At 65.1% G+C, this 17,474-nt stretch carries 15 protein-coding genes and 1 tRNA gene; 5 read left to right on the plus strand and 11 right to left on the minus strand.

From position 1 onward, the window contains the following. Together nusA and rimP are read right to left on the minus strand one after the other, a co-directional pair. Positions 1–1,572, minus strand: a complete 1,572-nt coding sequence (gene nusA / locus L858_RS0100700; protein ID WP_022681221.1) for a transcription termination factor NusA — start codon at positions 1,570–1,572, stop codon at positions 1–3. Positions 1,573–1,585: 13 nt separating this feature from the next. Then, positions 1,586–2,110, minus strand: coding sequence for a ribosome maturation protein RimP (rimP, locus tag L858_RS0100705; protein ID WP_022681222.1), 525 nt, complete (start codon positions 2,108–2,110; stop codon positions 1,586–1,588). A 167-nt stretch (positions 2,111–2,277) separates the two neighbouring features. Between rimP and L858_RS0100710 the strand changes: the two genes are divergently transcribed. After that, positions 2,278–3,408 (plus strand): PQQ-dependent sugar dehydrogenase, encoded by a 1,131-nt coding sequence (locus tag L858_RS0100710; RefSeq protein WP_022681224.1) that lies wholly within the window; start codon positions 2,278–2,280, stop codon positions 3,406–3,408. A 130-nt stretch (positions 3,409–3,538) separates the two neighbouring features. Here L858_RS0100710 and L858_RS0100715 read toward each other — a convergent pair whose 3' ends face one another. The 3 genes from L858_RS0100715 to tpiA all read right to left on the minus strand — a co-directional run bounded on the left by L858_RS0100715 (position 3,539) and on the right by tpiA (position 6,575). Next, positions 3,539–5,170 carry a CTP synthase gene (locus L858_RS0100715; RefSeq protein WP_022681225.1) on the minus strand — a complete coding sequence of 544 codons (1,632 nt, stop codon included), beginning with the start codon at positions 5,168–5,170 and terminating at the stop codon, positions 3,539–3,541. Between the two features lie 87 nt (positions 5,171–5,257). Continuing rightward, positions 5,258–5,659: a preprotein translocase subunit SecG gene (gene secG / locus L858_RS0100720; RefSeq protein ID WP_022681226.1), complete on the minus strand. Its 402-nt coding sequence runs from the start codon at positions 5,657–5,659 to the stop codon at positions 5,258–5,260. 175 nt (positions 5,660–5,834) lie between these two features. Beyond that, the gene (tpiA, locus tag L858_RS0100725; RefSeq protein ID WP_022681227.1) at positions 5,835–6,575 is read right to left on the minus strand and encodes a triose-phosphate isomerase; all 741 of its coding nucleotides are present in this window, start codon (positions 6,573–6,575) and stop codon (positions 5,835–5,837) included. A 211-nt stretch (positions 6,576–6,786) separates the two neighbouring features. On the opposite strand from tpiA, the gene L858_RS0100730 reads away from it, so the two are divergent. Beyond that, positions 6,787–8,739 (plus strand): peptidylprolyl isomerase, encoded by a 1,953-nt coding sequence (locus L858_RS0100730; RefSeq protein WP_022681228.1) that lies wholly within the window; start codon positions 6,787–6,789, stop codon positions 8,737–8,739. Next, on the plus strand, positions 8,723–10,270 hold the full coding sequence (trpE, locus tag L858_RS0100735) for an anthranilate synthase component I (protein ID WP_022681229.1): 1,548 nt from the start codon (positions 8,723–8,725) through the stop codon (positions 10,268–10,270). The genes L858_RS0100730 and trpE overlap by 17 nt, the downstream gene beginning before the upstream one ends. A gap of 3 nt (positions 10,271–10,273) precedes the next feature. On the opposite strand, the gene L858_RS0100740 is transcribed toward trpE, so the two are convergent. The 4 genes from L858_RS0100740 to L858_RS0100755 all read right to left on the minus strand — a co-directional run bounded on the left by L858_RS0100740 (position 10,274) and on the right by L858_RS0100755 (position 12,246). Next, a complete protein-coding gene (locus L858_RS0100740; protein WP_022681230.1) occupies positions 10,274–10,546 on the minus strand; it encodes a DUF4242 domain-containing protein in 273 nt (90 codons plus the stop codon). A gap of 58 nt (positions 10,547–10,604) precedes the next feature. Continuing rightward, positions 10,605–11,330, minus strand: coding sequence for an extensin-like domain-containing protein (locus L858_RS0100745; protein ID WP_022681231.1), 726 nt, complete (start codon positions 11,328–11,330; stop codon positions 10,605–10,607). Positions 11,331–11,333: 3 nt separating this feature from the next. Continuing rightward, a complete protein-coding gene (locus L858_RS0100750; RefSeq protein WP_028055660.1) occupies positions 11,334–12,104 on the minus strand; it encodes an NUDIX hydrolase in 771 nt (256 codons plus the stop codon). A 66-nt stretch (positions 12,105–12,170) separates the two neighbouring features. Then, positions 12,171–12,246 (minus strand) — tRNA-Ala (locus L858_RS0100755). Positions 12,247–12,446: 200 nt separating this feature from the next. Here L858_RS0100755 and L858_RS0100760 point away from each other — a divergent pair. Further along, positions 12,447–13,376 carry a DUF2171 domain-containing protein gene (locus L858_RS0100760; RefSeq protein WP_022681232.1) on the plus strand — a complete coding sequence of 310 codons (930 nt, stop codon included), beginning with the start codon at positions 12,447–12,449 and terminating at the stop codon, positions 13,374–13,376. A gap of 149 nt (positions 13,377–13,525) precedes the next feature. After that, the gene (locus L858_RS0100765; RefSeq protein WP_022681233.1) at positions 13,526–13,864 is read left to right on the plus strand and encodes a DMT family protein; all 339 of its coding nucleotides are present in this window, start codon (positions 13,526–13,528) and stop codon (positions 13,862–13,864) included. Between the two features lie 29 nt (positions 13,865–13,893). Here L858_RS0100765 and purT read toward each other — a convergent pair whose 3' ends face one another. Further along, positions 13,894–15,063, minus strand: coding sequence for a formate-dependent phosphoribosylglycinamide formyltransferase (gene purT, locus L858_RS0100770; protein WP_022681234.1), 1,170 nt, complete (start codon positions 15,061–15,063; stop codon positions 13,894–13,896). 151 nt (positions 15,064–15,214) lie between these two features. Next, positions 15,215–17,404, minus strand: a complete 2,190-nt coding sequence (purL, locus tag L858_RS0100775) for a phosphoribosylformylglycinamidine synthase subunit PurL (protein ID WP_022681235.1) — start codon at positions 17,402–17,404, stop codon at positions 15,215–15,217. Positions 17,405–17,474 lie beyond the last annotated feature (70 nt).

Below are 17,474 nucleotides of genomic sequence, written 5' to 3' on the forward strand. Positions count from 1 at the left end.
TTACGCTTCCTCACCCTCGAACCAGTGAGCACGGGCGGCCATGATGATCTCATTGCCCTGCTCTTCATTGAGGCCATATTCGGCGAGAATCCCGCCCTTGTCCTCTTCCTTGTTCTCGCGACGGCGGCGCTGGTCGACGCGCTTCTTGGCGACCAGTTCGTCGGTGGCGAGGTCGGCGAGGTCGTCCAGCGTCTTGATGCCCGCCTTGCCCAGCGTCACCAGCATGGCTTCGGTGAGGTGCGGCATGTCGGCGAGCGCATCCTCGACGCCGAGCGCCTGACGCTCTTCGCGGGCGGCGGCTTCGCGGCGGTCGAGCGCCTCCTGCGCGCGGCTCTGCAGTTCGGCGGCAAGGTCTTCGTCGAAACCTTCGATCGCGGCCAGTTCCTCGACGCCGACATAGGCGACTTCTTCCAGCTCGCCAAAGCCTTCGGCCACCAGCAGCTGCGATAGCGTCTCATCCACGTCCAGCTCGTTCTGGAACAGTTCGGAACGGGCGACGAATTCCTTCTGGCGCTTCTCGGACGCGTCAGCCTCGGTCATGATGTCGATGGCCTTGCCGGTCAGCTGGCTGGCGAGGCGGACATTCTGGCCGCGACGACCGATGGCGAGGCTGAGCTGATCGTCGGGGACGACCACTTCGATGCGCTCCTCTTCCTCGTCAATGACGACGCGGGCGACCTGCGCGGGCTGCAGCGCGTTGACGACGAAGGTCGCGGTATCTTCCGACCAGGGGATGATGTCGATCTTCTCGCCCTGCATTTCCTGCACGACGGCCTGCACGCGGCTGCCCTTCATGCCGACGCAGGCGCCGACCGGATCGATGCTCGAATCGCGGCTGATGACGCCGATCTTGGCGCGGCTGCCCGGATCGCGGGCGGCGGCCTTGATCTCGATCACGCCGTCATAGATTTCGGGCACTTCCTGCGCGAAGAGCTTCTTCATGAATTCAGGGTGCGCACGGGACAGGAAAATCTGCGGCCCGCGATTTTCGCGGCGAACGTTCAGGATCACCGAGCGGATGCGGTCGCCGACGCGGACGACTTCGCGCGGAATCTGCTGGTCGCGGCGGATGACGCCCTCGGCGCGGCCGAGGTTGACCACGACATGGCCGAACTCGACGGATTTCACGACGCCGGTGATGATCTCGCCCACGCGGTCCTTGAATTCCTCGTGCTGGCGCTCGCGCTCGGCGTCGCGGACCTTCTGGAAGATCACCTGCTTGGCCGACTGGGCGTCGATGCGGCCCAGATCGATCGGGGGCAGCGGGTCGACGATGAAGTCGCCGATCACGGCATCCTTCTTGAGCTTGGCGGCCTGCTTGAGGTCGACCTGCTTGAAATAGTCGTCCACCGCCTCAACTACTTCGACGACGCGCCACAGGCGCAGGTCGCCGGTGTCCGGGTCCAGCTTGGCGCGGATGTCGTTTTCAGCGCCGTAGCGCGCGCGGGCAGCGCGCTGGATCGCGTCTTCCATCGCCTCGATGACGATCGCCTTGTCGATCATCTTCTCGCTGGCGACGCTGTTGGCGATCGCGAGCAGCTCGGCCTTGTTGGCGGAAATGGCGTTGGCCATGATCGTTGAACCCTTATTCTTCGGTTTCGAACTCGTCCGCCCCATCGGAGGAGAGCGGCATACTAGCAGCAATCAATGCGTCGGTCAGTATCAGCTTGGCGTCGCCGACCAGCGCGAAGGGGATGGCGACCTCGCCGGCCTTCGCATCGGTGAACAGGATATCCTCACCCTCGATCCCGTTCAGGACGCCGCGGAAGCTCTTGCGGCCCGAGACGGTTTCGGTCGCGGCTATCTTCGCCTCATGCCCCGCCCATTCGAGGAAATCGGTGAGGCGGGTCAGCGGGCGGTCGATCCCGGGCGAGCTGACTTCGAGGCGATAGGCTTCCTCGATCGGATCGGCTTCGTCGAGCACGTCGGAGAGGCGGCGGGAGATGGTGGCGCAATCCTCGATGACGAGCTGCTTCGTCTCCGGGCGCTCGGCCATGATCTGGAGCGTATAGTCTTCGCCCGACCCGAACAGCTTGATGCGCACGAGGTCGAAGCCCAAGGCCTTCACCTCCGGTTCGATCAGCGCTGTCAGTTCGGCGATGTCCGCCATGCGTTCTCCAGCAACAAAAAATCATGCAGCTTCCCGATGCCGCAAGCGTTCCTGCTCGCGACCCCGACATGTTTGACGATGTAAGGAAGCAAGGGCGATATAGTCGCGATGCCGAAAAGCTGCAACATTATTCGTGATCGAATATTCCAAGCCTAGAAGGAGACAATATGCGCCATTACGCCCTCACCGCGATGCCGCTGGCGCTTATCGCCTGCTCGGCGGACAATGCCACAGGACAGAATGCCTCGGCCGAGAAGCCGTTCAAGACGTCGGTCATCGCCGATTTCGATTCTCCCTGGGCGATGACCTTCCTGCCGGACGGGCGGATGCTGGTGACGGAGAAGGCGGGCGAGATGATCCTGTTCGATCCGAAGAATGGGACGAAAATCCCGATCGCGGGCATTCCGAAGGTCGACAGCGCAGGCCAGGGGGCGCTGATGGACGTGGTGCTCGCGCCCGACTTCGGGCAGAACAAGACCGTTTATTTCAGCTTTTCCGAGGCAGGGACGGGCGGCAAGGGCGTGGCGCTCGCGACCGGGACGTTCAACCAGGCGAGCGACGGGACCACCAAGCTCGCCGGCGTGAAGGCGATCTTCCGCGCCAGCCCCTATGTCGAAGGTGATGGCCATTATTCCGGACGCATCGCCTTTTCGCCCGACGGCCAATTTCTGTTCTTCACCAATGGCGAGCGGCAGAAGTTCGATCCGGCGCAAGACCCCAAATCCACCCTGGGCAAAGTGTTGCGGCTCAATCTGGACGGCTCGCCCGCAGCGGGCAATCCGCTGGCCGCCAAGGGTTTCCATCCGGCGATCTGGTCCTATGGGCATCGTAACCTGCTGGGGATCGCCTTCGACAAGGAGGGGCGGCTGTGGGAGCAGGAAATGGGGCCAAAGGGCGGGGACGAGGTCAATCTGATCAAGCCCGGCCTCAACTATGGCTATCCCCTCGCCTCCAACGGCAGCCATTATGACGGGCGCGATATTCCCGACCACAAGCCCGGCGACGGATTCGAGGCGCCGAAGGTCTGGTGGAATCCGGTGATCTCGCCGGCTGGGCTTGCCTATTATTCGGGCGACCTGTTCCCGCAGTGGAAAGATTCGCTGTTCATCGGCGGACTATCGAGCGCGTCGCTGATCCGGGTGAAGCTGGACGGGGAAAAGGCGTCCAAGGCCGATCAGTGGGACATGAGCGCGCGGATACGCGACGTCGAACAAGGGCCGGATGGGGCGCTGTGGGTGCTGGAGGACGGCGCCTATGGATCGCAGGGACGATTGCTGAAGCTGACGCCTGCAACATAAGATCATCTCATTCCCGCCTAGGCGGGAATCCATCTCCTGACCTTGCATGAAGGCTTCCCAGCGAGATGGTTTCCCGCCTTCGCGGGAACGACGATAAATGAAAAACGGGGCCATGTCGGCCCCGTTCCTCTTACACCAACCGGCTTTGCTTGACCGCCGCTTCGATGAAGCTGGCGAAGAGCGGATGCGGGTCGAAGGGCTTGGACTTGAGTTCCGGGTGGAACTGCACGCCGACAAACCAGGGGTGGTCGGGCCGCTCCACGATCTCCGGCAGGGTGCCGTCCGGCGACATGCCCGAGAAGATCAGCCCGCCCTTCTCCAGCGGTTCGCGATAGCCGGCGTTCACCTCATAGCGGTGACGGTGACGCTCGCTGATATCGGTCGCGTTGTAGATGCCCGCGACGACGCTGTTGCCGGTGAGCTTGGCGGGATAGGCGCCCAGACGCATGGTGCCGCCCAGATCGGTCTCGGCGGTGCGCTTCTGCAGGCCCTCGCTGCTCATCCATTCGGTGATGAGGCCGACGACCGGCTCACTGGTTTCGCCGAATTCGGTGGTCGAGGCATGCTCGATACCAGCGGTGTTCCGCGCGCCCTCAATGCAGGCCATCTGCATGCCGAGGCAGATGCCGAAGAAGGGCACGTTGCGTTCACGGGCGAAACGGACCGAGGCGATCTTGCCCTCCGAGCCGCGAACGCCGAAGCCGCCGGGGACGAGGATGCCGTGCATCGGCTCCAGGCTGGCGACAAGATCGTCGCCCTTCTCGAACAATTCGGCATCGATCCACTTGATGTTGACCTTCACCCGATTGGCGAGGCCGCCATGGTGCAGCGCCTCGTGGAGCGATTTGTAGGCGTCGAGCAGGCCGACATATTTGCCGACCACGCCGATCGTGACCTCGCCCTCCGGATTGAGCTGGCGGTCCATGATGTCGTCCCAGCGTTCCAGCTCGGGCGCGGGCGCGTCCGTGATGCCGAAGGCGCGCAGGACTTCCTGGTCAAGGCCCTCGTCATGATATTGCTGGGGCACGGCATAGATGCTGCTCGCGTCGAGCGCGGGAATGACCGCTTCGGGGCGGACGTTGCAGAAAAGCGCGATCTTGCGGCGCTCGCTCTCCGGCAGCGGCTTTTCGCAGCGGCAGAGCAGAATGTCGGGCTGGATGCCGAGCGAGGTCAGTTCGCGGACGCTATGCTGGGTCGGCTTGGTCTTAAGCTCGCCCGCCGCCGCGATATAGGGGACCAGCGTCACATGGACGAAGATCGACTGGCCGCGATCGAGGTCGTTATGCAGCTGGCGGATCGCCTCCATGAAGGGGAGCGATTCGATATCCCCGACCGTGCCGCCGATTTCGCACAGGACGAAATCCAGATCCTCGGTGTCGGCGAGCGCGAATGCCTTGATCTCGTCGGTGACGTGCGGGATCACCTGGACTGTCGCGCCGAGATAGTCGCCGCGCCGCTCGCGCTGGATGATGGTTTGATACACCCGGCCCTGCGTCACATTGTCCGACTGACGCGCGGAAACGCCGGTGAAGCGCTCATAATGGCCCAAGTCGAGGTCGGTTTCCGCCCCGTCGTCGGTCACATAGACTTCGCCATGCTGATACGGGCTCATCGTGCCCGGATCGACGTTGAGATAGGGGTCGAATTTCCGAATGCGCACACGGAAACCTCGCGCCTGCAGCAGAGCTGCAAGCGAAGCGGCCATCAGGCCTTTGCCAAGCGAGGAAACCACGCCGCCGGTGATGAAAATATACCGCGCCATGGGAGGGGAGGCTTAGCCTTTTACAAACAAGTTGGGCAAGCGCGCGAATCCACGCGCGAGCAAAAAAAGTGACGAACGGTAAGCCGTTCAGTTGGCGAGCGGAACCGCGCCGTTCGAGGCAGGGGCCTGCGCCGGAGCCTGCGCGTTGCTGCTCGCCGCCCCGGCAGCGCCGGCCAGCGGATCATTGCTGGTCGCCGGTGCCGGCCCCTGTGCCGGAGCCGTCGGCGCCTGCTTCACCAGCGAGGTGTCGATATCGCTCGGCCGGTGCTGAACCGAGGCGATGACCGCGAGAACGATCGAGAGCGAGACGAAGACGGTCGCCAGGATCGTGGTCGAGCGGGTCAGGAAATCCGCCGCGCCGCGCGCCGACATGAAGCCCGCCGGGCTGCCGCCCACGCCCAGACCGCCGCCTTCCGACTTCTGCATCAGGATGACAGTGACCAGCAGCGCGGCGACTATGGCCTGCACAACGAGGATGAAGGTGAACATGCGACGGTTTCAGTCCGGTAGTGGGTGCGTTGCCGCGCACATAGCGAGGAAGGATGCCGGGGGCAACCGGCACGCTTCACCCAAAGAGCCCCCCGTTCGTTTCGAGCGCAGGCGAGAAGCCATTCCTGCGCCAGGCGCGTCTCGACTTCGCTCGAAGCGAACGGCTGTGAACTGACTATCCCGCCGCCGCGATGATCGGCGCAAATTTCTCTGCAGTCAGGCTGGCGCCGCCGACAAGGCCGCCGTCGACATCGGCCAGCGCCATCAGTTCGGCTGCATTGTCGCCATTCATCGATCCCCCATAGAGGATGCGCATCGCGTCCGCCTGTCCGCCGATGCGGCTCGCCAGCGAGGCACGCAAAGCGGCGTGCATCGCAGCCACCGCTTCCATCGTCGGAATGCGGCCCGTGCCGATCGCCCAGATCGGTTCATAGGCGATCGCGAGCCAGTCCGCAGCCGCCCCCTCCGGCAGCGAAGCCAGCAGCTGCGCGGACACGACGCTCTCCGCATCGCCGGCATCGCGCACGTCCAGGCTTTCGCCGACGCAGAGGATGACCTTGAGGCCCGCCGCCTTGGCCGCAAACGCCTTGGCCGCGACATGCTCGTCGGTTTCGCCCTGCGCCTCGCGGCGCTCGCTATGGCCGACGATGATCCATTCCGCGCCTGCTTCCGCCAGCATTTCCGCCGACAGGCAGCCGGTATGAGCGCCGCTCGCATTCATGTGGCAGTCCTGCCCGCCGATGAACGCCGCGCCCTTGCGCTCCGCCGCCGCCATGATGAGCGTCGCGGGAACGCACAGCCCGACTTCCACGGCCGGATGCTCGGCGGCGACACGGCCAATGGCTTCCACCTCAGCCAACTGGGCCTTGAGGCCGTTCATCTTCCAGTTACCGACAACCAGCTTCCGCCTGCTCACCGATGTTTCCCCTTATGCTTATTGCTGCACACATGCCCTCCAGGGCGCCCACGGCCAGAAAGCCGTTCTCCAAGGGCGAACCATCGGGTTGGTCGAGCCGATGGACGGCCCCGGGGCATTTGTCCAGCCTCCCGCCCCTTGCGCCCCTTGCCCGCGCGACAATCCGCCCTTAAAGCGGGCCGCCTCAGAGCGCCTTTACGGACTTTCCTCCATGCTTTCAGTTTTTCGCCGCTTCATCCATTCGAAATTCGGCGCGCTGTTCGCCCTGCTCTTCCTGGGGATCATCGCCGCCGCGTTCATCATGGGCGACATCACGAGCGGGAAGTTCGGCACCTCCATCGGCGCTGGCGAGACGGTGGCGAAAGCAGGCGGTTCGCGCCTGACGCTGAGCGAGTTTCAGGATCGGGTGCAGCGCGTGTTCGAAAATGCGCGGCGTTCCAACCCCGGATTGCAGATCACGGATTTTCTGGCGCAGGGCGGCGCGGCGCAGGTCTATGACCAGCTGGTGGCGGCGATGACGCTGAAGGAATATGCCAAGGATCAGGATGTCCATATTTCGAAGCGGCTGGTCGATGCGCAGATCGCGCAGATCCCCGCCTTCCAGGATGCGGCCGGCAATTTCAGCCAGGAGAGCTTCCGCCAGTTGCTGGCGCGCGAGCGGATCACGGAGCAGGCGCTGCGCGACGATATCAGCCGCGAAATCCTGCAGCGGCAGATGCTGGCCCCGCTCGGGCTTGGCGTGAAGCTGACCGACAGCTTGGTGCTGCCCTATGCCTCGTTGCTGCTGGAGGCTCGGCAGGGCACGATCGCCGCGATCCCGGCGGCCGCGTTCAAGGACATCAAGGACCCGACCGACGCGCAGCTTAGCGATTTCTACAAGAAGAATGCCGCGCGCTACACCATCCCCGAGCAGCGGCGCATCCGCTACGCCGTGATCGATGCGGAGCGCTTCGCGCAGGCCGCGCAGCCGACCGAGGCGGAGATTGCGGCCTATTATAATCAGAACAAGGGCGCCTATGCCGCGAAGGAAAGCCGCAGCTTCGAGCAGTTGATCCTGCCGACGGAGGCGGGCGCCAAGGCGATCGCCGATCAGGTGAAGGGCGGCAAGTCGCTCGCCGCCGCGGCGCAGGGTGCCGGCCTTTCCGCCGCTCAATTGACGGACCAGAGCCGAGACGCGCTGGCATCGGCATCGTCGACCGCTGTCGCCAGTGCAGGCTTCGCCGCCAAGCAGGGTGAGCTGGTCGGGCCGATGCGCGGCTCGCTCGGCTGGGTGCTGCTGCGCGTGACGGCTGTGAAGACCACGCCTGCGCGCGCGCTCGCCGCCGTGCGCGGCGAGATCGTCGAGACGCTGCGCGGGCAGAAGGAGAAGCGGCTGCTGTCCGAATTCACCGGCAAGGTCGAGGATCAGATCGCCAATGGCGGCAGCTTTGAGGAAGTGGTCAAGGACAATGGCCTGAAGCTGGAAACGACGCCCTTCCTCGTCTCGTCCGGCAAGCAGGTCGAGGATGCGGCCTATCAGCTTTCGCCCGATGTCCAGCCGCTGCTCGCCCCCGTCTTCGCGATGAGCCAGGACGACGATGCGCAGCTGATTCCGATCGCCGCCGACAAGCGCTATGCTCTGGCCGCGCCGGGCGACATTCAGCCCGCAGCGCCGCCGCCGCTCGCCAAGGTCAAGCCGCTTGTGGCCATGCAGTACAAGCTCGCTCAGGGTAACGATCGGGCCAGGGCGCTGGCGGAGCAGATCCGCGCCAAGGTCGCCAAGGGCGCGAAGCTGGCGGATGCCATCGCCGCGGCGGGCATTCCCCTGCCTGCGCCGCAGACGGTGGGCGGCCGCCGGGCTGACATCATGCGCGAGGGTCAGCGTCCCCCGGCGGAAGTGGCGATGCTCTTCTCCATGGCTTCGGGCAGCGTGAAGACGGTGCCGATCGGGCAGGATCGCGGTTATTTCGTGGTCCAGCTGAACGGCATCAAGGCGGGCGACGCGGGCAGCGACAAGGCCCTGCTGGGCCAGGTTCGCGACCAGCTGAGCGACGTCGTGGGTCAGGAATATGGCCAGCAGTTCGAGCGCGCGGTGGAGAAGGAACTGGGCGTCAAGCGCAACCCCAATGCCGTCGCCAGCGTGCAGCGCGCGCTGACGAGCGCGAACAATGGCGGCGGGCAGTAAGATGACGACGGCGGGCGCTTCCATCGGTCAGGACGGTATCAGCGGAGCGCGCGCGGCATTGGCAGCGGGCAAGTCCGCGCTGGTGTGGCGGCGCCAGATCGCCGACACCGACACGCCGATCTCCGCCGCGCTCAAGCTGTTCGAGGCGGACCGGGGCGACTTCCTGCTGGAGTCGGTGGAGGGCGGCGCCGTGCGCGGCCGCTACAGCCTGATCGGTTTGTCGCCCGACCTCGTGTTCCGAGCCGAGGGGCAGAAGGCTCAGATCAATCGCCAATGGGCGACGGATCGCACCGCCTTCGCGGCGGAAGAGCGGACCTCGCTCGACGCCCTGCGTGCGTTAGTGGCCGAATGCCGGGCAGAGCTTGACCCCGCGCTACCCCCTGCCCTCGCCTGTCTGGTCGGCTATTTCGGCTATGAGACGGTGGGCCTTGTGGAAAAGCTGCCGCGCCCGCCGGAAAATCCGATCGCCCTGCCCGACATGCTGTTCGTGCGCCCGACCGTCATCCTGGTGTTCGACCGGCTGGCAGACGTGCTTTATCTGGTCGCGCCGGTGTGGAAGGGCAGCTTCACGGACGCCGACCGTGCGGTGGAGCAGGCGCTCGAGCGGATCGATGCCGTGGCCGCGAAGCTGGCCGCGCCGATCCCCGCAGCGAGCCTGCCTGATGAGATCGCCGACGTTGCCGTTACGCCCGTGCTCGAACCCGGCCGCTATGCCGCGATGGTCGAGCGGGCGAAGGACTATATCGTTGCAGGCGACATCTTCCAGGTCGTGCTGGCGCAGCGCTTCACCAGCCCATTCAGCCTGCCGCCGATCGCGTTGTATCGCGCGCTGCGGCGGATCAACCCCTCGCCCTTCCTCTATTATCTCGACCTGCCCGGCTTCGCGTTGATCGGGTCGAGCCCGGAAATATTGGTGCGTGCCCGCGACGGCGAAGTCACCATCCGCCCGATCGCCGGCACCCGCCCGCGCGGCAAGACGGCCGTCGAGGATGCCGCCAATCGCGAGAGCCTGCTCGCCGATCCCAAGGAGCGGGCCGAGCATCTGATGCTGCTGGATCTCGGCCGCAACGATGTTGGCCGGGTGGCGTCGACCGGCAGCGTCACGGTGACGGACAGCTATACGGTCGAATTCTACAGCCACGTCATGCACATCGTGTCGAACGTCGTGGGCCGCCTGTCGCCCGACAAGGACGCGCTCGATGCCTTGTTCGCGGGCTTTCCGGCAGGCACCGTCTCCGGCGCGCCCAAGGTGCGCGCGTGCGAGATCATCGCCGAGCTGGAACCGGAGACGCGCGGCGCATATGCCGGCGGCGTCGGCTATTTCGCGCCGGACGGCAATATGGACAGCTGCATCGTCCTGCGTACTGCGGTGCTCAAGGACGGCATCATGCATGTCCAGGCCGGCGCGGGCATCGTCGCCGACTCCACCGCCGAATATGAGCAGCGCGAGTGCGAGGCGAAGAGCGGCGCGCTGCTCGCCGCCGCGCGCGAGGCGGTGGCGCTGGCGCGGGAATCAGGCTTCGGCCAGTAAGGCTCAGTCAGCGGTCGTCGGATCGATCGTCGCGCGCACCTGCGATATGCTGTTCGCCGGAAAGCCTGCGATCTCCGCATGCTTGCGGATCAGCCCTTCGTCGGGCGCGCGATAGACGCAATAGATTTTGTCGTCGGTGACATAACTGTGCACCCATTGGATGTCGGGGCCAAGCTGGCGCAGCACGTCGCACGACCCTTGCGATGCGCCCTTTAACTGCTCGCCCGTCATCTGGCCGACGCCCGGCATTTCCCGCTCAATCACGAACTGCGGCATATGCGCCTCCTTTTGCGAGGATCGGCAATCTACTCCTTCCGCGCCGCGTGAACCAGCCTCAACGACAGGCGCGCCACCCCGTTGCGCCGCGCTCTGCCTGATCGAGGTGGAGATGATCGCGATGGGCGCGGTTATAGTCGGGCGACAAGGTGGTCGAGAACAGCTGGCACGCGCCATCGCGGACCTCGCGCAGAAAGGCCGCTTTCGGCCCAGGCGCTTTCCAGTCGCCCGCCACGCTGATCCGCCGGCCGTCCGCCAGCGTGAAGGCGGCGACGTCTATGGCATCGGCGGTGGCATGTTCGCTGAAGTCCCCGGCGCTGCGGCCATAGAGGCGCCGGCAGCTATAGGCGCCGAAATGACTGATGCTGCGAACCGGCTGGCCCAGCAGCCTGCGCGCGGCGGGCTGGACGACCTGCCACTCCCATAGTTTGAGCGCCGCGACGACGGGGCAGGACGGCGCCACGTCGGCGGGTTGCAGCCGGATGGCCCCGCCTTGGGGCTTGAGCTTCACCGCGTCCGCATAGACGCACTGCCCCTCTCCTCCCGGCTTGACGGCAACATAGGCGACGCCGGCCCGGCTCAGCAGCGCCCGGCACGTGAGGGGATCGTCGGTCAGGGCGGCGAGCTTCCGGCCGGTGAACAGGCCGACCGGCTGCGCGAGATCGAGCTTCGTCCAGGGCAGGTCCTGCGGCCGGCGGGCAAGAAAGGCATAGCCGACGAGCAACAGGGCAAGCAGGACGCAAAGCGCCACCAGCCGCCGTGCGAGCAGGTGCAGGGTGCGCATCGTTCAGCTGCGCTGCGCCCGCGCGAAAGGCTCCGACGTGACGGGATAGCCAAGATGGGAGGGGATGCAGAGATGCCGCTCGCCATCCCGTTCCTCGATCCAGGGCATGACCTTTTCGACCGGTATGGACGCGGCATGCGCCACCACCTCCTCAAAGCTCGAGAACAGCGCCAGCCGTTCAAGATTTCGGCGGGTCGGAAAGATGATCATCGCCTCTCCGGCATCGCACCGCGCGATCGTGGCGGCGGCCTCGCTCCAGAACAGATGGACATTCTCCGTCGCATCCACGCTGGCGTCCTGCCCTTCGGGCGCGCGGGCGACATAGAAGCGGGTGTCGAAAACCCGCGTCGCGCCCTCGACCGAAGAAGGATGCCAGCGAGCGAAGGGCACCAGATCGTCCAGGGCAAGGGTAAGTCCGTGCGCATCCAATATGTCGGCCAGGAAATCGCCGCGCAGAAGCGACGCGCGCATCGCGTGCGCCTCCGCTGCATCGACCGCTCTCGACATGCCGATCGCGAGGCCGCTTTCCTCCATCGTCTCGCGAATGGCGGCGATCCGGGCCGCCGCTTCATCCAGATCGAACGGGCCGCCTAGTCGCTCGGCGAAAGCGAGGTCGGTCGCATCCACGCCACCGCCGGGAAACACGAGTGCGCCAGCCGCAAAGACCATGCTCGACGCCCGCTCCATCATCAATATTTCCGGCGCTCCGCTTAGCCGGTCCCGCACGATGATGACGGTCGCGGCGGGCCGGGTGGGAAGCTGAACATTTGCCATGGAAGCGACATAGGCAATCGGCGGACCGCCGGAAAGTGCCTTGAGATCAATTCCGCGAGGGGGAATTGGTGGAGCCGAGGGGGATCGAACCCCTGACCTCGTCATTGCGAACGACGCGCTCTCCCAGCTGAGCTACGGCCCCAAGGAGCGCTGCCTATAAGCGAGGGTTTTGATGCTGGCAATGCCCTTTTTTCGGCTGAGGCCGGACCCGTCCGGCGGACGAGACGAGACTGAGAAGAGACATTACTCCCACGAAACGACCGGAACGATGAGCCCCCCTGCTCATTGGTGCGGTGTCGTCGCTTTTCGGGCGACGTGAGCATTTGAGCAAGGAGAAGGACAATGGGTTACCAAGGCGGACGTCGCTATGGTGACAGCGACCGCAGCGGCTGGAACGACTGGGATCGCGGCTCCGAGCGGTATCGGGCTTCACGCGGGCGGGACGATGACCGCAGCTATCGCTATGGCACCCGCGGCCAATTCGGCGGGCAAAGCTCCAGGCGCGCGTCGGAGGATTATGACCCGGATGACCGCGGCTTCTTCGACCGTGCGGGCGACGAAATTCGCAGCTGGTTCGGCGACGAGGAAGCCGAACGGCGCCGCGAATATGACGAATGGTACAACCGTCCCTATGGTGATCCGCGCGATCAGAGCAGCCGCGTGGGCTTCGCCTCCGCTTCCCGCAGCGACCGCTACCTTCCGGGACGGGGCTATGCGCCCTTCACCAACGAACGCAGCGGCTTCGGCAGCGAGGACCATGGCTATCGCATGCGCGCCTTCGGTCCCAATCATGATTATGGCGAGCATCACGACGCCAATTATCATGCCTGGCGGCAGGAGCGGATCAACGAACTGGACCGCGATTATGCCGAATATCAGCGGGAGAACCGTAGCCGCTTCAACAGCGAATTCGGCAGTTGGCGCAACCGCCGTACCGAGCAGCGTCAGGCGATCGGCCAAGTGCGCGAGCATATGGACGTGGTTGGCAGCGACGGCGAGCATGTCGGCACGGTCGATAAACTGCGCGGCGACCGCATCATTCTGACCAAGAATGACCAGGACGCGCATGGCGTGCATCACTCTATCCCGTCTTCCTGGATCAGGTCGGTCGATGCCCAGCGCGTAACGCTGGAAAAGACCGCCGATGAAGCGCAGGCCGCCTGGCGCGCCGAACGGGAGCAGCAGGCGATGTTCGGCAATGACGATCAAAGCGAGACGGCCGATCGCTACTCCGGCAACAGCGCGTGGAACACGACCGGCCGCTACCGCTAAGTCGTCCGCAAGCGCGTAAAAGGGTCCGACCTTCGGGTTGGACCCTTTTGCATGGGCGGCGCCGTAAAGGCGCCAATCGGCGTTCCATGCCTTGCCTTTCGTCGCGCGGCAGTGCCACAGCGCGGAGGAACTCCATCGCCGAGGCATCCATGCCCACCATCCTGCTTCTCCTGATCTCCAACCTGTTCATGACGATTGCCTGGTACTGGCATCTGAAGGGCGGCATGGAAAAGCCGATCCTGCTGGTGATCCTGATCAGCTGGGGCATCGCCTTCATCGAATATTGCTTCGCCGTGCCCGCTAACCGCATCGGCTTTGCCCATGGGTGGAGCGCGGGACAACTCAAGATCGCGCAGGAGGCCATCGCCCTGCTCGTCTTCGGCGGCTTCATGGTGACCGTGCTGGGCGAACCGCTGCACTGGCGTCACCTCGCCGCCTTTCTGTGCATCATGGCCGCAGTGGGCTTCCTGTTCGTGGGTCGCAGTTGAGCAGCGATCCGATTGCACCAGGCGTCGGCTTAGCGGCCGTAGACGATCCGCACCTTAGCCGCAGCTTCCGCCGCCAGCGCGCGTGCCCGATCCGCGCTGTCAGCCAGAGCCAGCGCTACGGCCATTCGCCGATATGGGCGCGTCGTCGGCTTGCCGAAGACGCGCAGGTCCATCTCCCCGCCGGGGGTCGCGAGCGCCTCTGCCAGTCCTTCGAACTGAAAGTCGTCGGACTCACGGTCAGCTAATATCACCGCAGAAGCAGCCGGTCCCCGCAGCGTCACCTCGGGCACCGGCAAACCGAGGATGGCGCGGGCATGCAGGTCGAACTCACTGAAATTCTGCGAGATCAGCGTCACCATGCCGGTGTCGTGCGGCCGGGGCGACAGTTCGGAGAAGATCACATCCTCTCCCCGCACGAAAAATTCGACGCCGAAAATGCCGTAGCCGCCGAGATTGTCGACGACCTTGCGCGCCATGTCCTGCGCCGCGGCAAGCGCGGCGTTGGACATGGGGGTGGGTTGCCAGCTTTCCTGATAGTCGCCGCGCTCCTGCCGATGACCGATGGGCGGGCAGAAGCTGACCCCTTCGCGGCTACGGACGGTCAGCAGGGTGATTTCATAGTCGAAGGCGATGAACTCCTCGACGATAACCCGGCTGCGGTCACCGCGCATATTCGCGACGGCGTAGTTCCACGCGGCTTCCAGTTCCTCCTGCGTGCGGACGGTGCTCTGCCCCTTGCCGGAGGAAGACATGACCGGCTTGATGACGCATGGCAGCCCTGTATGCGCGGCGCCGGCCAGTACCTCGGCGAGGCTTTCGGCATAGCGGTAGCGTGATGTGCGCAGGCCAAGCTCGACCGCCGCGACTTCGCGGATGCGGTCGCGGTTCATGGTCATGATCGTGGCACGGGCAGAGGGGACGACGGTCACGCCGCGCGCCTCGAAATCGGCGAGGACTTCGGTGCGGATCGCCTCCACCTCGGGCACGACCAGATCAGGCTGATGCTTCTCGATCGCCTTGGCCAGCAGGTCGGCGTCGAGCATCGAGAAGATTTCAAACCCGTCCGCCACCTGCATGGCGGGCGCCCCGGCATAGCTGTCGCAGGCGATGACCTGCGCGCCGAGGCGCTTGGCGGAGATGGTGAATTCCCGCCCCAGTTCGCCAGAGCCGAGAAGGAGGATCTTGGCGGTGAAGGGCATGGGGAACTCCTGCAAGATGAGAAAACGCCTCCCGCATGAGGGGCGAACGATCTCCTTCCGTCATCCCGGGCTTTGACCCGGGTTCCCGCTCCAGCCCTTCACCGTCGCGAAGGCAGCGGGACCCCGGCTCGGGGCCGGGCTGACGGCAGAATTACAGTTCGCTGTCCATCAGCGCGGGGAAGAAGCCTTCATGTGCGGTGCGAAGATCGGACAGCGCCACGCCGGCGACCGTGGCGCCACCGGTGGTGCCGATCTTCACCGCGCCGGGAATGTCGACGCCCTGCGCGGCTGTCACCACATAGCGGCCCTGATCCTCGCCGAACGCGGCAGCGGTCGTCAGAGTGGTGTCCAGCGTTGCACCGATCCTGCCGGCCAGCGCCATTTCCGTGATCGCGACCAGCAGGCCGCCGTCGGCAATGTCATGCACCGCATTGACCTTGCCTTCCGCAATCAAGGCACGGACCGCTTCGGCATTGGCGCGCTCGGCAGCCAGGTCGACCTTGGGCGCCTCGCCCGCTTCGCGGCCGGCGATTTCGCGCAGCCAGATCGACTGGCCGAGATGCGTGCCCCAGGAATCCTGGGCGGCGCCGATGACCCAAATGGCGTCGCCTTCCTTCTTGAAGGCCACGGTCGCCATCACATCGACGTCCTTGAGTAGACCGATGCCGCCGATCGCGGGCGTGGGCAGGATCGCCGAACCGCCGCCGGTCGCCTTCGATTCATTGTAGAGCGAGACGTTCCCCGACACGATCGGGAAGTCGAGCGCGCGGCAGGCGTCGCCCATGCCCTCAAGGCAGCCGGTGAACTGCGCCATGATTTCGGGCCGCTGCGGGTTGGCGAAGTTGAGGCAGTTGGTGACCGCGAGCGGCGTCGCGCCGACGGCACTGATGTTGCGATAGCATTCCGCGATCGCCTGCTTGCCGCCCTCATAGGGATCGGCATAGCAATAGCGCGGCGTGCAGTCGGTGCTGATCGCAATGCCCTTCTGCGTGCCGTGAACGCGGACCACCGCGGCGTCGCCGCCGGGGCGCTGCACCGTGTCGGCGCCGACCATATGGTCATACTGCTCCCAGATCCAACGGCGCGAGGCAATGTCGGGAGAGCCCATCAGCTTGACGAGATCGGCACCGATGTCCGCGCTTTCGGCGATCTCTCCGAGCGGCTGGACGCCGGACCACGCCTTATACTCGTCCTTCGGCATGGCGGGGCGGTCGTAGAGCGGCGCGTCGTCGGCGAGCGGAGCGAGCGGAATGTCGCACACCGTCTCGCCCTTGTGCACCAGCACCATGCGGCCGGTGTCGGTCACATGGCCGATCACCGCGAAGTCCAATTCCCACTTGCGGAAAATGGCCTCGGCAAAGGCTTCCTTGCCGGGCTGGAGCACCATCAGCATGCGCTCCTGGCTTTCCGACAACATCATTTCATAGGCCGTCATTCCGGTTTCGCGCTGCGGCACCTTGTCCATGTCGAGCTGGATGCCGACGCCGCCTTTGGACGCCATCTCGACCGAGGAAGAGGTCAGGCCGGCCGCCCCCATGTCCTGAATGGCGACGATCGCGTCGGAGGCCATCAGTTCAAGGCAGGCTTCGATCAGCAGCTTTTCGGTGAAGGGGTCGCCGACCTGCACGGTGGGACGCTTCTCTTCCGAATCCTCGCCGAAGTCGGCGGACGCCATGGTCGCGCCATGGATGCCGTCGCGCCCGGTCTTCGAGCCGACATAGACGATCGGATTGCCGACGCCCGACGCGGCCGAGTAGAAGATCTTGTCCGTGTCCGCGACGCCCACGGTCATGGCGTTGACCAGGATGTTGCCGTCATAGGCGGGGTGGAAATTCACTTCGCCGCCCACCGTCGGCACGCCCACGCAATTGCCATAGCCGCCGATCCCGTGCACCACGCCGCTGATCAGATGCTTCATCTTGGGGTGATCGGGCCGGCCGAAGCGCAGCGCGTTCATGTTCGCCACCGGCCGCGCGCCCATGGTGAAGACGTCGCGCAGGATGCCGCCGACGCCCGTCGCCGCGCCCTGATAGGGTTCGATGTAGCTCGGGTGGTTGTGGCTCTCCATCTTGAAGATCGCCGCCTGCCCGTCGCCGATATCGACGACGCCGGCATTCTCGCCGGGTCCGCAAATCACCTGCGGCCCCTCCGTCGGCAGCTTCTTCAAATGGATTCGCGAGCTTTTGTAAGAGCAATGCTCCGACCACATCACCGAGAAAATGCCGAGTTCGGTGAGGTTGGGCTCCCGGCCGAGCGCGTTCAGGACGCGATCATATTCTTCCGGGGAAAGGCCATGCTCGGCGACGACCTGGGGCGTGATCTGGGATGCGGTGCTGGACATGAGCGCGCCTTTAGCGATGCCGGGCCCGATAGACAATGGCGAGGCTCGCCACCCCATGAAAACATGATAG

Origin of the sequence: Sphingobium bisphenolivorans (assembly GCF_000412635.1) — a bacterium.
Lineage (GTDB): Bacteria > Pseudomonadota > Alphaproteobacteria > Sphingomonadales > Sphingomonadaceae > Sphingobium > Sphingobium bisphenolivorans.

Excerpts from the sequence above, each read along its gene's own strand:
- L858_RS0100745 (WP_022681231.1), bottom strand. The coding sequence starts at position 11,330 with ATGCGCACCCTGCACCTGCTCGCACGGCGGCTGGTGGCGCTTTGCGTC.
- L858_RS0100730 (WP_022681228.1), top strand. The coding sequence starts at position 6,787 with ATGCTTTCAGTTTTTCGCCGCTTCATCCATTCGAAATTCGGCGCGCTG.
- rimP (WP_022681222.1), bottom strand. The coding sequence starts at position 2,110 with ATGGCGGACATCGCCGAACTGACAGCGCTGATCGAACCGGAGGTGAAG.
- L858_RS0100750 (WP_028055660.1), bottom strand. The coding sequence starts at position 12,104 with ATGGCAAATGTTCAGCTTCCCACCCGGCCCGCCGCGACCGTCATCATC.
- L858_RS0100765 (WP_022681233.1), top strand. The coding sequence starts at position 13,526 with ATGCCCACCATCCTGCTTCTCCTGATCTCCAACCTGTTCATGACGATT.
- trpE (WP_022681229.1), top strand. The coding sequence starts at position 8,723 with ATGGCGGCGGGCAGTAAGATGACGACGGCGGGCGCTTCCATCGGTCAG.
- L858_RS0100710 (WP_022681224.1), top strand. The coding sequence starts at position 2,278 with ATGCGCCATTACGCCCTCACCGCGATGCCGCTGGCGCTTATCGCCTGC.
- secG (WP_022681226.1), bottom strand. The coding sequence starts at position 5,659 with ATGTTCACCTTCATCCTCGTTGTGCAGGCCATAGTCGCCGCGCTGCTG.
- nusA (WP_022681221.1), bottom strand. The coding sequence starts at position 1,572 with ATGGCCAACGCCATTTCCGCCAACAAGGCCGAGCTGCTCGCGATCGCC.
- L858_RS0100715 (WP_022681225.1), bottom strand. The coding sequence starts at position 5,170 with ATGGCGCGGTATATTTTCATCACCGGCGGCGTGGTTTCCTCGCTTGGC.
- L858_RS0100760 (WP_022681232.1), top strand. The coding sequence starts at position 12,447 with ATGGGTTACCAAGGCGGACGTCGCTATGGTGACAGCGACCGCAGCGGC.
- L858_RS0100740 (WP_022681230.1), bottom strand. The coding sequence starts at position 10,546 with ATGCCGCAGTTCGTGATTGAGCGGGAAATGCCGGGCGTCGGCCAGATG.
- purL (WP_022681235.1), bottom strand. The coding sequence starts at position 17,404 with ATGTCCAGCACCGCATCCCAGATCACGCCCCAGGTCGTCGCCGAGCAT.
- purT (WP_022681234.1), bottom strand. The coding sequence starts at position 15,063 with ATGCCCTTCACCGCCAAGATCCTCCTTCTCGGCTCTGGCGAACTGGGG.